Origin of the sequence: Psychrobacter sp. JB385, from assembly GCF_900163785.1 — a bacterium.
Taxonomy (GTDB): Bacteria; Pseudomonadota; Gammaproteobacteria; order Pseudomonadales; family Moraxellaceae; genus Psychrobacter.
In genome coordinates this window covers 465,750-479,635 of the sequence record NZ_FUKN01000014.1, presented here as the reverse complement: position 1 = coordinate 479,635, position 13,886 = coordinate 465,750, and the positions used below count along the sequence as shown (strand labels likewise).

Below are 13,886 nucleotides of genomic sequence, written 5' to 3'. Positions count from 1 at the left end.
AATTAGTGTATAGCACTGATGTAGTCTGACAAAACACGAATGTCACGATCTGACAATTTTGATGCCACTGTCTGCATCATGCCCATCTCGCCTTCTTTTGCCGCATCATTGACACGTTTTTGCTCATCGCTGTCAATGTCATCCACACGGCCTGCGGCACGGAATAGCTTTAGCTGCGTGGCGATGTACTGAGCATGCTGACCACCTAGCTTTGGAAATGCCGCCCACTCATTACCAGCAGCATCTGGCCCATGACACCCTGCACATCCGATGACACCGCGTGTCTTATCACCACCTAAGAAAAGCTTGGTTGCTTCTTGGTTGGTTGCAGGATTGCCAAAACCCACACCCCAAGGTGCTTGACTGGCATAGTAACCTGCAACATTGGCCAAGTCCTGTTGAGACAAGTTGGCTACTTGAGATTGCATGATACCATTTTTACGGTAACCTGCTTTAAAGTTGACCAGCTGTTTATAAAGATACTTTACGTTTTGACCACCTAAATTAGGCTGCGCAGGAACCACACTGACACCGTCGACTCCATGGCAAGCGGCGCAAACAGCTTCTGCAACTTGCTTACCAGCATTGACATCATACTCAGGAACAATAATAGCAGCTTGTACGCTGAAACTTGCAACGCATAAGCTGGCAGCAGCGATTAACTTTTTCATTGATACAAATCCTACTAGCTCGGCGTAAGCATTATTTAGAGTGATTGTACAGATAAGATACCTAGTATAAGCTACCCCTTTCTGAATAGGCAGACATGTATTTTAAGGTCTTGGACACAAGCAGTCTGAAAGTACTTACTAACATCAGGGTTTATTTTTAATTATTATAGCAAGACTTTGTAGCATTTGCCTACTTAATCGTTACATTCGTCAGTTTTTCAACGACGTATCAAAGCGAGAGCCATACATAAGGCGCATTTATGGTTTGTAGTTTTAGGCCCCTACTTGATAAGGTTTAATGGTGCCAATACGCCAATTACTTGCTCATATATTCAATCAATTTGCGATAATCATCATCGCTACAATTGTTACAGAGACCGCCAGCAGGCATTTGAGTCATTCCATTTTTCACTGAACTGATCAGGGCGGGCATACTCTTTTGTTTCATAAGTTGCTGCCACTTAGCACTGTCCCCTTTTTTAATGGCATTTAGCGCACCACTATCATGACAAGCAGCACATGAGTTATCATAGGTAGTAGCGATGTCAGCCGCACTAGCGCTGGTCATCATCGCGCCTCCTAACAGTAAGGCAGCACCGCTACCAATTAAAAGACGGTGCGTTTGATTTAGAAGCGTGGTGATTGAGAACATAGAACACCTCCAGTTGATGCGTCATTCGTTTAATCAATCATTTTATTAAACGGCGTTCGTTCATATATTGTACTGAACTTATCTTATTAAACATTGTAACAATGTATGTCACACAAACCCAGATAAATATAGTTTGGCTTTGGTAACGCGTTTTAGTCAGTGATAAACGATAAAATGACTGATGCAATCTATTGTTACGATGGTATTTATATGATGTTAATCATCGTTATTTCAATCAGTAAGCTCAGTAATAGTATAGAATAGTCAGTCATTGAGATGACTATCTTTTTATTGGTAAAACCATAGACTTTTTGAATAACTTCTCATCACTTTATACCGTTCTTCTGTCTCATGTTTCATCAAAATAGCCAGCGGACTAAATTTCACGACTGTATCCATTTTTAAAGATTAATGAGCCATTTATGAGTACCCCGTTTACAGATGTTGCCGCAGAACATGCGTTGTTCAACACCAAATCTCGTCAAAAAATTCAGCAAACTGAGTTTATGACTTCAGCGCCTACCTTTCGCCTTTGTCCTCCTGACGTGGGACTAGAGGTTGCTTTTGCAGGACGCTCGAACGCAGGCAAATCTTCGGCTATTAATGCCTTAACCAATCAGCGCCAGCTGGCACGCTCATCTAAAACACCTGGGCGTACGCAGATGATTAACTTCTTTAGTATTGGCAATACAGATAGAAGATTGGTTGATTTACCAGGTTATGGATATGCTGCGGTGCCGCTTGAGATGAAAAAAGAGTGGCAGGTGGAACTAGAAGAATATTTGGTATCACGCTCAAGCCTTGCAGGTTTGGTATTGATGACTGATATTCGTCATCCTCTCAAGTTCTTTGACGAGCAAATGCTGCACTGGGCAAAAGATGGTGATCTGCCTGTACATATCTTGTTGACGAAAGCGGACAAGCTAAAGTATGGCGCGTCTAAAAACGCGCTTCTTAATACTCGTAAAAGACTGAAAAAGTTAGGCTTAAAATGTACGATTCAGTTATTTTCAGCATTAAGAAAAGAAGGTTTGGATGAATTGGCTGGCGTAATGGGTAACTGGTACGAATATCAGCTTAACGATGACAAGCTCATTGAGACCGACCTTAGTGCGTCAGACGATACTGAAAATAGTGATGAATCATTAGATACAGCACAAGACACTGATAAATAAAAAGATGCTCAATAAGCAATTTCTGTATCAAAAAAGGGTTTATCGCAAATAACGATAAACCCTTTTTGATTGATGTATTTATTAGATAGTTAGAGCTTTTGCACTATCCACATAATAGATCCACTAAGGCCTGCGGCGTATCCACTTGATAAGTCGGCTGCTGAGCGGCAAGCTCTGCACTTGTTGCCGTGCCATAATTTACTGCGATACTGGTCATTCCTAACTGCGTGGCCATTTGAATATCATAAATGCTATCGCCAATAAAAACGGCATTAGAGATTGGCTGCTGTGTTTCATTCAAAATGTCGGTTAGCATTTGCGGATCAGGCTTTGACCCTGCTTCATCAGCACAGCGTGTCATAATAAAGTACTGATGACTGTCAGAGGCGTCCAATACTCGATCCAGCCCTTTTCTCTTTTTACCAGTGGCGACCGCAAGGCTTTTACCTTGATGTTGTAGGGTCTGGAGCATATCTTCTATTGGCGCAAAAAATGGCGTGCGATGACTATGCGCAATATAGTATTCTGCATAACTTTGTTGAATGGCCAGCTTTTGCGCATCATTTGCTTGAGGGTATAGAATCTCAATGCCCTTCATTAAGCTCAGTCCAATGATGTCTTGTACCTCTTTGTCCGTCGTCTGAAACCCATGAGCTTCTCCTGCCACATGCATAGACTCGACAATCAAGCCAATAGAATCCATCAAGGTGCCATCCCAATCAAAAATAATCAGCGTTTTATCTGCCAAAAGATGATGGTCTGATAACAGGCCAGTCTCAGTCGGTACTCGATTGGGGACGACGGATGATTTACTCATAAATTGGCCTTAGCGAATAGCAGTAATAAATAGGAGATACAAAAACGTCACGGCAAATTATTAAGCATTAATAATAAGGTATCGTGACGTTTAAAAAGATAGGTTTCAATAGAAGCCGTCTTTGGATAATGACTTCTATGCTTAAGCCCTACTCAGGCAATTTGGTTTGCTCTGGCAACCAGTCTGCCATGTCATCTGGCAAAGGCGCTATGATGGTTTCGTAGCCTGGAATATCTAAGCGCCACGCGTGGAGACACAGACGATGGACACCTGATTTGTCATGTACGTTGTACTTATCATCCCCTAAGATGGCATGACCAATATGGGCCAAATGTACGCGGATTTGATGGGTACGACCTGTCAGTGGCTTGGCTTCAATTAAGCTCACGGGTTGATCTGCCAGCATAAAGCGGCTATGGACGATGATATCCGTCTGGCTTTCTTTGGCTTGTGGATCTTGAGCGTCAATTTTGACACGGCGCTCACCACTAGCAAGGGTATAACGTAGTAATGGCGCATCAATACGCTGCTCACCCATTACAGGTTGACCTTTTGCTAGACACAGATAGTGCTTCTGAATGGTTTTGTCCACCAAATGCTGCTGCAACGTTTTGAGCGCTGAGCGTTTTTTGGAGATCATGAGCAGCCCTGATGTGTCTTTATCGATACGATGTACCAGCTCTAGGTATTTTTTGCCTGTTACCTCACGCATGGCTTCGATAACACCAAAATCCAAACCACTACCGCCATGAACCGCAATACCAGAAGGTTTGTTGAGAACCATCATCCCTTCATCTTCATAAACCACACGCGCCAGTAAGCTGTTGGCAAATTCGGTGCTGATAATCGGCTTGTCACGCGTTGCCAGCTCTACAGGAGCAATACGAACCACGTCTTCACGCTGCACTCTATCATGCGCTTTACAACGCTTATTATTGACGCGCACTTCATCAGAGCGAATCATTTTATAGATATGTGATTTTGGCAGCCCTTTTAAGCGATTGAGCAAAAAATTATCCAAACGCTGATCGTGCTGATGGCGTGTGACTTCAAGGTAGTTCACCTTGCCAAAGTTGCTGATCTCATCGTCAGCGCTTTGTGGACGTGTTTTGCTATTGAAAATAGCAGGAGCTTCGTGAGCTGGGGCTTCATCAGTCATTTTTGAGTTCGTCATTTTTAGTTAGGCATTTACACAAAGATTTGTTATAGTTTAGCATGTTGAGCGACAATTAAGCAGAAGCTGTAGCAATAATCATTGTTGTTTCAGATAGTTTATGACTATTTTTACTACTTGTTAGTAGAGTGGCATACGCTATATACCCTGTAGAGATTGGACGTTTCATCTGATTTTAGGGCGCATTATCTATTTGCAGATATCAAAGATAGATATTCATAGATAAGCCCCCATAAATTGAGGAAACCGCACTGATTGTAATCAATTACACGAGATCGTCAGTGCCATAAAATAAATAGTGACACTACATACCTTTGTGTTCATAAAATCAGTGTGATGGAATTTGGCAAAATGCCTATTTATTGACTGATAATGACACGACATTGACTCACAACCCGCATGACAACGACTTTATTCGATAACTATTTATTATTTAATAACTACTTATCTGATGGTTTCTTACGCGAGCAAAGCTGAGCAAGTATGGATGGTTTAACGTTAGGATCGAGAAGTATATCGATAGCTGCCTAAGTATTGGTGGTCAAACAGATAACGATGAATAAGATGTAAATACGACACCATGCCGACAGTTTGGTTGTGTATTCTGTTTGCCAAGTACGCCCCGCTGATTACTGGAGCTGCGATACTTAATGTTAAAACACCCCAAATATTATTGACGTAATGTATGACAGAACGATAAATAAAGTGTAACCAATTGCTTTACCTAAATGAATAACTGCTGATACGACTATTTTATATAATTGATTTTCTAACAGCAGCTCTGCTCACAGCGATATTATTGCTAGACTTTGATGGATGGATTGCAACAGCACGATACTGCTTCAGTATCAGTATTTTTAAGTCAGTACTTGGGCCTCTCACTCTTACAAAGTGTGCACGCTTAGCGACAGAACTTACTGATGATTTAACTCACTGATAGTTTAAGTATGCTTACGCACTAAAATTTGGACTAAGACTACCAATAACAGAGTATGAATGTATAGCCTTACACCCTATAGAATTTATATTCACATCGACAATATTAGCAGTGCTAATAGGTTTAGGTAACAACGAGCCATTGAAAAACCAATGTGTTTTATGAAACCCATCATTTACGTTCTACTGTTAATGAAAATCCGTCAACGCTAATTTAGCCGTTAGCCATACTTGTCAACCCGCTAAGAAGCCCGTCAAATCGTTGTTATGCGTACTCATAGGATACCAATATGAAACGCATCTTGATCAACGCTACTCAAAACGAAGAAATTCGTGTTGCCTTGTGCAAAGGCAATCATCTGTACGATTTTGACTTAGAAAACCGTACTCGTGAACAAAAAAAATCCAATATCTATAAAGGCCATGTGACTCGTGTCGAACCGTCACTTGAGGCTGTGTTTGTCGAATATGGCTCACAGCGCCAAGGCTTCTTGCCGATTCGTGAAATCTCTGCTGAATACTTAAGCGGCAATCCACGCGACGAAAACATCAAAAAACTGATTAAAGAAGGCGATGAGCTGATCGTCCAAGTCGAAAAAGAAGAGCGCGGCAACAAGGGCGCTGCTTTATCGACTTATGTGTCATTGGCGGGACGCTATCTGGTATTAATGCCAAACAACCCTCGCGGCGGTGGTATCTCACGTCAAATCTCAGGCAAACTGCGTGAAGACATGAAGCGTATGTTGAGCAACCTTGATTTGCCAAAAGGCATGAGCGTCATCATTCGTACCGCTGGGATTGGCAAAACCCAAGAAGACTTACAGCACGATTTGAACCATCTACTCAATATCTGGCAAGCCATCCAAGAACAAAACCAAAAATACCCATCACCGCGCTTGGTTCACCAAGAAGCAGGTGTGGTCACACGTGCTGTCCGTGATTATCTGCGTGATGATATTGCTGAAATTTGGATCGATAATGAAAACGCTTATATCGAAGCGGCAGGTTTCATTGATGCCGTCATGCCAAAGCAAGCAGAAAAACTGCGCAAATATACCGATTATGAGCCGATGTTTTCGCGCTTTAACATCGAAAAACAAATCGAAACCGCTTATCAGCGTGAAGTACGTCTGCCATCAGGCGGCTCAATTGTTATCGATCAAACGGAAGCGTTGGTGTCTATCGATATCAACTCGGCCAAATCTACCAAAGGCTCAGACGTTGCTGAAACCGCCTATCATACCAACCTAGAAGCCGCTGACGAGATTGCTCGCCAGCTACGTCTGCGTGACATGGGTGGTTTGATTGTCATTGATTTTATTGATATGAATGACAACAAACATCAAAAAGAAGTCGAAAAACGCCTTGTCGATGCCACCAAATATGATCGCGCGCGCGTCCAATTCGGTGATATCTCTAAATTTGGTCTAATGGAGATGAGCCGTCAGCGCCTGCGTCCATCATTAGAAGAGTCAACAGGTTATATCTGTCCACGCTGCCATGGTAATGGCATGATTCGTGACCTGCGTTCATTGTCGCTATCCATCATGCGTCAAATTGAACAAATTGCATTAAAAGAGCGTCAAGGTGAAGTACAGGCAGAAGTACCCACTGACATCGCTGCATTTTTATTGAATGAAAAGCGCGATAGTTTGGTTTATCTTGAACAAGATAGCGGGACTCGTATCACGATTTTGCCACACGCACATTTAGAATCGCCTAACTTTAAGCTGCACTTCAACCGTGATGGTTTTGCCCCATCGAGCTATGAGCGTATCACGGATACTCAGCAACAAGAACACAGCGATCTTGGCTACAATGTGGATTGGCAAACGGCTGAAAAAGAGCGTCCAGAACAGCAGCCAACGCGTCAGCCACGTCAGGTAGCAGACAATAAAGCTGCTAGTAAGCAAAGCGATACCGTTGAGCATAGCACCAATCATAGCAACGATCATCGCAACCAAAAAAATGCTAACAACGCTCCTGCTACGCGGGCACCGCAGCCCAGCCAAAGTGTTGCACCTGCGCCCGCAGCATCGCAGCCTGTTAGTACGCCTGCAAACGCCCAGCCGCAAGCGGTTGCTTGGTTATCCAATCTGTTTGCTCAAGCCCCGCAAGCTACTACGACGCCTAGTGTCAGTAGCAGCGATGCCGCAGAAGCGATTGAAGCATTGGTCAATACCGGCGCGCAAAGCTTGGGTTCGTTTGGACAAGTGGATAGCAATGCATTAAACACTGCCTCAAACAGTACACCAGCCACTCAGCAAAACGACTCGCAAAAGAAAGATGCCGAGTCATCAGAGAGCAATGCCAATCGTCAGCAAGCTCGCCGCCATTCGGATAGTGATACAGACGACAGTAATAACGAAGACAGAAGAAGACGTAAGTCACGTAAGTCCAGATCGTCTAAGCCGCGTCAAAGAAAAGAGCAGACAGATGACACCAATACTGAAGTAGATGCCAACACTGGTGGCCAAACATCAAATAACGGCGATGACAAATCTTCTGACAATCAAGATAAGCGTCAGCAGGATAATAAACGTCCTAATGACCGTAATCGCAATAACCGTCAAGACAGTAATCACCAAGACAACAATCAGCAGAACAACAAGCGCAATACCAATGAGCGTCATGACGCTGAAGACAAAAGCGATAATGCTGCTGAGCAAACCCGTGCTAAACGTAAATCGCACAGTCAACGTGGCTCGCGTGGCAAGCTTGAGCGCGGTGAGACGTTAACAGCTGATAACGTCCAGCAGACGAGTAAAGAGTCTAACGGCAACAAACACTCGACAAACGGGCGCCGCAATCAAGACCCTAATGAAGTGGTACTACAGGTCAATGAAGCACCCGTTGCGCTCAAAACGCCAGAAGTCGTCCATCTTTCGCTAGATGACAGTAAGTCTACTCAGGCAAAGCCGCAGTCTGTGAAAAACCAAAGCGAAGCCAAGGATGTGTCGAAAGACGATGCAACAAAAGCACATACTGACCAACAGAATGATGCAAAGCATTCTACTGAGAAAAGTACTGAGCCAAAAGCGACAGATAAAGGGACTGCAAAAGATACGCCTAAATCTGACGACGCTGAGATAAAAGCGACTGACGATAAGGCTCAAAAGAGTGCATCTAAATCTGGCAATGATGATACTAAAAAAGCCTCTGCTACAGAGAAACAGCCAACGTCTGATAACCACGTTGCAGAGCATCAAGCTGAGAACTTAAAGTCAGCTGATGCCAAAACTGATGATGGTCAAACGTCATCGAAGCATCAAGAAACCCAGCAGAAAGCAGATGTTGCTACTGATGCAAAGGTAGACGCCAGTGCAAAGATAGCGCCTAAGGCTCAAGAAAGCGCTAGCTCTGATGACGCTCATGCGGCAAGTAACTCTGCCCTTCAGCTAACTCATGACGCTCTATTTGCCACACGCTACGTAACGGCTGAGAAGTTTGGTCAAGCCAGTAACGACCCACGTGTGGTACGCCGCCAGCAGGTGCAAGCACCCGTGTCTCAAAAACCAAAAGCTGTGGTAAGTGCGCCTACCATTCGCGGTACGGTTGGAGAGTTCATCCGAGCCACGCTACCAGAAGCGCAAACTCGCTTGGCAGAAGAAGGCGTGATTCATTGCTTTATCGAAACCATCGCCATGCTTACTAAGCAAGCGCAAGAGGCTGATAGTGGCGCCGATGTTGAAAGTACGATAAGCGATAATCAGCACTCTACTGATCTTACTGGTAACAGCTTTGACTTTAGCAACTATGGCTATCAGCCCTTGACCGTGGATTACTTAGCGCGTTTTGAGGTAATGACACAAGCCGTCAGTCAGTTTGCCACCGCGCAAGGTAAAACAGACGTCAAACCACGTGCTATTGGTAAGCGTGCAAGCAATGATCCGCGCGGTCAGCATCCTGACTATCAAGAATTAGCGAGTCAAGAATCAGCGAATCAAGGTACTGTGTCAGAAAAAGATGCTGAGACAGCAGCAAAGACCGCTGATGAACCAGTGGTTGAGCCTCAACAAGCGGCCTATGAAGAAGCTGTCCATGATGTGGAAGCTCAGAATGTCGAAGCAACAGCTCTGACCACTCAAGCTCAGACAGACAATGTCAGTATGGAGAGTGAGCAGTTATTGGAAGCTGATCAAACGCTATCTAAGACAGATAACGTGCAAGCTGATAATGACGGTATGGGTATTCAAAACGCAGAAACAGAACGTACAGACATCGACGCTGATCATGTACAAACTGCTAGCGCTTCGAGCACTGAGCAAGCAGCTGCCTCTGAGGTCGAACAACCGACCAAAGAAGACAGCCAGGCGGCCAAATCAAAAACCACGATTGCCAGTTATAAAAACATGATTGAAAATGTAGCAGAGCAATTGTTACCACAAACAGGCATGTTCAATCTAACCACGCCAAAAGTGCCAAAAGCCCGCAGTCGTAAGCCAAAAGTTGACCACAAAAAGCCAACGCAAGCTGAAAAGCTAGAAGCTGACGATACCAACAATGAAAGCTAACCCTAGCTGCACAGGGTAAAACAAAAAAGCCCCAAAGTTGATAACAACTTTGGGGCTTTTTTATTATTAGGTCGATTAATTATGATTAATGGGCCGATGAGGCATGATCATCTTTACCACGCATTTTACCAATGACCGTAAAAATAGCGACAACCACCGCACCAATGATAAAACCAATAACCCCATTTAAAATGGCGGCGGTCAAGCTTTCAAAAATACCCGTCAGATGCGCGATGTCTTCTACTCCATGATGCAAGAAGCTAATACCATGTACCAAGATACCTCCTCCAACTAGGAACATCGCTAAAGTACCCGCGATGGACAAAAACTTCATCAATTTGGGTGCCGCAGCAAACATCAGCTTACCCAGTTTTTGTTTAAAGCTACCTTCTTGCTCCATCAGATGCAAACCTGCATCGTCGATCTTGACAATACCCGCCACTAAGCCATAAATACCAATGGTGATACCTATCGCCAAAATAGACAAAGACAAGCTTCTCTCTAGCAAGGTGGCGCTTACCATTGAACCCAGTGCAATGACGATAATCTCAGCGGATAAAATAAAATCTGTCCGTATTGCGCCTTTGATTTTTTGTTTTTCAAAAGCAACCAAATCTACCGTCTCATCAGCATTGGCTTTTCGGCGTGCGTTTTGTTCTTCATCATGCGGCAATGCATGAGGCCAAAATCGATGAATAACTTTTTCTGCGCCTTCATATACCAAAAATAAGCCGCCACACATCAATAAAAAGGTAATCAGAGGAGGATAAACAGCACTGATCAATAGCGCTGCGGGTACTAAAATCAGTTTGTTAACCAGTGAGCCTTTGGCGACTGCCCAAATCACGGGCAACTCGCGATTGGCTTTGACACCAGAGACTTGCTCAGCATTCAGTGCCAAATCGTCACCCAGTACACCAGCGGTTTTTTTGGCAGCGACTTTTGTCATGACAGAAACGTCATCCAATATCACACTGATATCATCAAGTAAGGTTAGTAGACTGGCACCTGCCATATGTATGTGCTCCTTAGCGCAATTTTTAAAATAAAATAGGCAGTCTGCAAGTGTATAAAATAAAAGGTTTTTATACATATTTACAAACATGTCTTATTAGCAGTAGCCTACATAGACCAGCAACAATATGACATAGTATAAATGTATCTTATTTTCCAATTTACATGCATCGTTATCCTTGACAACCTCCTTAAGATTCACTCAAGCGCTCTAATCGCGATTGGCTATTATTTATTATAAATATGGTAAGATAGACGATATTGTCACCTACCTTTTACTATCAATAAGTTATAAAAATACCTTTGTAGTTCGTGTTTAACCTCTCGTTGATACGCACGACTATTCACAATTTATCGCTCTTTTTTTAGAGCGCATTTATGATTAGACATAATTAGACATAGTGTCTATAGGAAACCTATATGCCCTCTCCCACTACCAAAAATGCTGTTTTTGCTGATCGTTTTTCTCGCACCACTCTATCTCGCTTTATGATGAGCGCTTTGTTGGTCGTTGTTGCCGCTGGCTGCTCAAATAATGCGGCAGATGCCACTAGCAATAGCAGTGTGGTCAATGCAGCAGCCACCAAAGTCAGTGCTGCTAAAGTAGCCGCGGATAATGATCCAGCCGTGGTAGAAGCCTTACAAACAAATTTGACAGCATCTGGTATCGAAGAGCGCATTGTGTCTGCTGTACCGACCGATATGGAGGGTATTTATTGGGTAACGGCGGAAGGTTTACCGTCTTTCTTTACCGATAAGTCTGGCAAACACATTATTCAAGGTCAAATCATTGCCGTTGGCGAGGCTCAGCCAGTAAATATCAGTGCTGCCTTGGCCGCTAAGACGGCACAAGAAGCACTAAAAGCCGTAGATAAAAAAGAGATGATTATTTATCCAGCAAAAGGCGAAACCAAATCTGTCATTTATGCCTTTACCGATGCTGATTGTGGTTATTGCCGCAAGCTACATGAAGAGATGGATGATATCAATGCACGCGGTATAGAAGTGCGTTATTTGGCATGGCCACGTAGCCAAGAGTCGGTACCAAAAATGGAAGCGATCTGGTGTAGTCAAGATCGTAATGCAGCCATGAACCAAGCAAAAATGGGGGCCGACGTACAAGCGCCTAGCTGTGCCAATCCAGTTCAAGAGCATATGGCATTGGGCGCAAGATTGGGTGTGCGCGGTACGCCAGCTGTCTTTACAGAAACTGGAGAGCAAGTGGGCGGATATCTACCTGCGGCTCAACTGGCAGAAGCAGTGGGCGCTAATTAATAGGTAATGATTGGATACTTTTTGTTATCCATTCACTAAGCGACATTGTGTAGACGTCATCCCTGCTTGTCGGTATGATACGATGAAGTACGATGTAAAATCAGCACGCTTTTGTTTGAATATCTTTTATTCAACGATTTTCTATTCAACGATAATGGAGCATAGGTAAACACTGCGACCGTCAACACACCTGCAAATCGTATATACCCAAAGTGGGTTTGACGCTGTCACAGTTTTAGAAGTGCGCCATTATATCTAACCTTCTGAGGATACTGTGAGTAACTCCATCAAACTAGCGATACTTGGTCTGGGCACCGTCGGAACAGGCGTAATCCATCTCATTAATGATAACTTAGACGAGCTAAAGCGCCGTTGTGGACGCGATATTATTATTACCGAAGTCGGCACACGTCGTCAGCGTGATGATATCGACACCAATATTATGCAAAACAGCGACTTGATGGCAATTGCAGCAAGCGATAACGTTGACATCGTTATTGAGGTGATTGGCGGGACTACCCTAGCGAAAGACGTCATTATGCAAGCCATCCAACATGGCAAGCATGTGGTTACAGCAAACAAGGCGCTATTGGCTGAACACGGCAATGAGATTTTTGCATATGCTGAAGCAAACAATGTCCACGTCGCTTATGAAGCAGCGGTTGCAGGTGGCATTCCTATTATTAAAGTGATGCGTGAAGCATTGGCTGCCAACAAAATTGATTGGCTGGCTGGTATCATCAACGGCACTGGCAACTTTATCATGACTGAAATGCGTGATAAGGGTCGTCCGTTTGCAGACGTATTGGTCGAAGCACAAGAGCTGGGTTATGCCGAGGCCGATCCAACATTTGATGTTGAAGGTATTGATGCCGCACACAAACTGGCCCTTCTTGCCTCTATCGCCTTTGGTGTTCCCTTACAGTTTGATAGTGTTTATTGTGAAGGAATCACAGGCATCACATTACAAGATGTCAGCTATGCTGAAGAGCTTGGCTACCGTATCAAGCACTTAGGCTTCGCCGTGCGCCGTGATGGCAATGGCGATTCAGATGCAGCTGGTATCGAGTTACGCGTCCATCCAACGTTGATTCCGCAAGATGCTTTGCTTGCCAATGTCAATGGCGTAAAAAATGCGGTACTGGTCAACTCACACCCGCTAGGACAGACATTGTATTGCGGTGATGGCGCGGGCGCTGGTGCAACGGCCTCTGCTGTGATGGCTGATGTCATGGATCTGGTTCGTGTTTTAGGCAGCAAAGACAATAACAACCAAAGCCATAGTGATCAAAAAAACCATGGTCATCATGTTCCGCATTTGGCATTTATACCTGAGCAGTTGTCAGACACACCAATACTGCGTGCAGAACAAATGATCACAGGTTATTATCTGCGTGTACATGCTTATGACAGCCCAGGCGTACTGGCCGATATCACTCGCATCCTAAGCGATGCGGGTATCAATATTGATGCAATTTTACAAAAGCCTGCGCACAAAGTCGGTCAAGTACCTGTCATTATCTTGACCTTGCCCGTGGTAGAGAGCCAGATGAATCTGGCCATTGAAAAAATCGAAAAATTGGATACGATTACTGATAAAGTGGTACGTATTCGCTTAGATGAGCTGGCATAAGCCAGACTTTTAGCAAACTGGTGGT

General features: G+C 44.0%; 9 protein-coding genes. 4 read left to right on the top strand and 5 right to left on the bottom strand.

Annotation, left to right across the window (positions count from 1 at the left end; translation table 11 throughout):
* Positions 1-2: 2 nt before the first annotated feature.
* Both CZ794_RS13170 and CZ794_RS13165 read right to left on the bottom strand, forming a co-directional pair.
* Complete coding sequence (locus CZ794_RS13170; protein WP_087042034.1) at positions 3-671, bottom strand: cytochrome c; 669 nt, start codon at positions 669-671, stop codon at positions 3-5.
* A gap of 316 nt (positions 672-987) precedes the next feature.
* Positions 988-1,323, bottom strand: coding sequence for a cytochrome c5 family protein (locus CZ794_RS13165; RefSeq protein WP_087042033.1), 336 nt, complete (start codon positions 1,321-1,323; stop codon positions 988-990).
* A 422-nt stretch (positions 1,324-1,745) separates the two neighbouring features.
* Here CZ794_RS13165 and yihA point away from each other — a divergent pair, with 422 nt between their 5' ends.
* Positions 1,746-2,498 carry a ribosome biogenesis GTP-binding protein YihA/YsxC gene (gene yihA / locus CZ794_RS13160; RefSeq protein WP_373407933.1) on the top strand — a complete coding sequence of 251 codons (753 nt, stop codon included), beginning with the start codon at positions 1,746-1,748 and terminating at the stop codon, positions 2,496-2,498.
* 103 nt (positions 2,499-2,601) lie between these two features.
* Here the strand turns inward: yihA and CZ794_RS13155 are convergent, their stop codons facing one another.
* Together CZ794_RS13155 and CZ794_RS13150 are read right to left on the bottom strand one after the other, a co-directional pair.
* A complete protein-coding gene (locus CZ794_RS13155) occupies positions 2,602-3,315 on the bottom strand; it encodes an HAD family hydrolase (protein ID WP_087042032.1) in 714 nt (237 codons plus the stop codon).
* 148 nt (positions 3,316-3,463) lie between these two features.
* A complete protein-coding gene (locus CZ794_RS13150) occupies positions 3,464-4,474 on the bottom strand; it encodes an RluA family pseudouridine synthase (RefSeq protein WP_087042031.1) in 1,011 nt (336 codons plus the stop codon).
* Between the two features lie 1,241 nt (positions 4,475-5,715).
* Between CZ794_RS13150 and CZ794_RS13145 the strand changes: the two genes are divergently transcribed.
* Entirely contained in the window at positions 5,716-9,939 is a 4,224-nt protein-coding gene (locus CZ794_RS13145; protein WP_087042030.1) for an Rne/Rng family ribonuclease, read from the top strand.
* A gap of 85 nt (positions 9,940-10,024) precedes the next feature.
* Here CZ794_RS13145 and CZ794_RS13140 read toward each other — a convergent pair whose 3' ends face one another.
* The gene (locus CZ794_RS13140; RefSeq protein WP_087042029.1) at positions 10,025-10,954 is read right to left on the bottom strand and encodes a DUF808 domain-containing protein; all 930 of its coding nucleotides are present in this window, start codon (positions 10,952-10,954) and stop codon (positions 10,025-10,027) included.
* Positions 10,955-11,373: 419 nt separating this feature from the next.
* Between CZ794_RS13140 and CZ794_RS13135 the strand changes: the two genes are divergently transcribed.
* Both CZ794_RS13135 and CZ794_RS13130 read left to right on the top strand, forming a co-directional pair.
* Positions 11,374-12,228 carry a DsbC family protein gene (locus tag CZ794_RS13135; RefSeq protein ID WP_087042028.1) on the top strand — a complete coding sequence of 285 codons (855 nt, stop codon included), beginning with the start codon at positions 11,374-11,376 and terminating at the stop codon, positions 12,226-12,228.
* Positions 12,229-12,502: 274 nt separating this feature from the next.
* Positions 12,503-13,861: a homoserine dehydrogenase gene (locus CZ794_RS13130; protein ID WP_087042027.1), complete on the top strand. Its 1,359-nt coding sequence runs from the start codon at positions 12,503-12,505 to the stop codon at positions 13,859-13,861.
* Positions 13,862-13,886 lie beyond the last annotated feature (25 nt).

Excerpts from the sequence above, each read along its gene's own strand:
- CZ794_RS13170 (WP_087042034.1), bottom strand. The coding sequence starts at position 671 with ATGAAAAAGTTAATCGCTGCTGCCAGCTTATGCGTTGCAAGTTTCAGC.
- CZ794_RS13165 (WP_087042033.1), bottom strand. The coding sequence starts at position 1,323 with ATGTTCTCAATCACCACGCTTCTAAATCAAACGCACCGTCTTTTAATT.
- yihA (WP_373407933.1), top strand. The coding sequence starts at position 1,746 with ATGAGTACCCCGTTTACAGATGTTGCCGCAGAACATGCGTTGTTCAAC.
- CZ794_RS13155 (WP_087042032.1), bottom strand. The coding sequence starts at position 3,315 with ATGAGTAAATCATCCGTCGTCCCCAATCGAGTACCGACTGAGACTGGC.
- CZ794_RS13150 (WP_087042031.1), bottom strand. The coding sequence starts at position 4,474 with ATGACTGATGAAGCCCCAGCTCACGAAGCTCCTGCTATTTTCAATAGC.
- CZ794_RS13145 (WP_087042030.1), top strand. The coding sequence starts at position 5,716 with ATGAAACGCATCTTGATCAACGCTACTCAAAACGAAGAAATTCGTGTT.
- CZ794_RS13140 (WP_087042029.1), bottom strand. The coding sequence starts at position 10,954 with ATGGCAGGTGCCAGTCTACTAACCTTACTTGATGATATCAGTGTGATA.
- CZ794_RS13135 (WP_087042028.1), top strand. The coding sequence starts at position 11,374 with ATGCCCTCTCCCACTACCAAAAATGCTGTTTTTGCTGATCGTTTTTCT.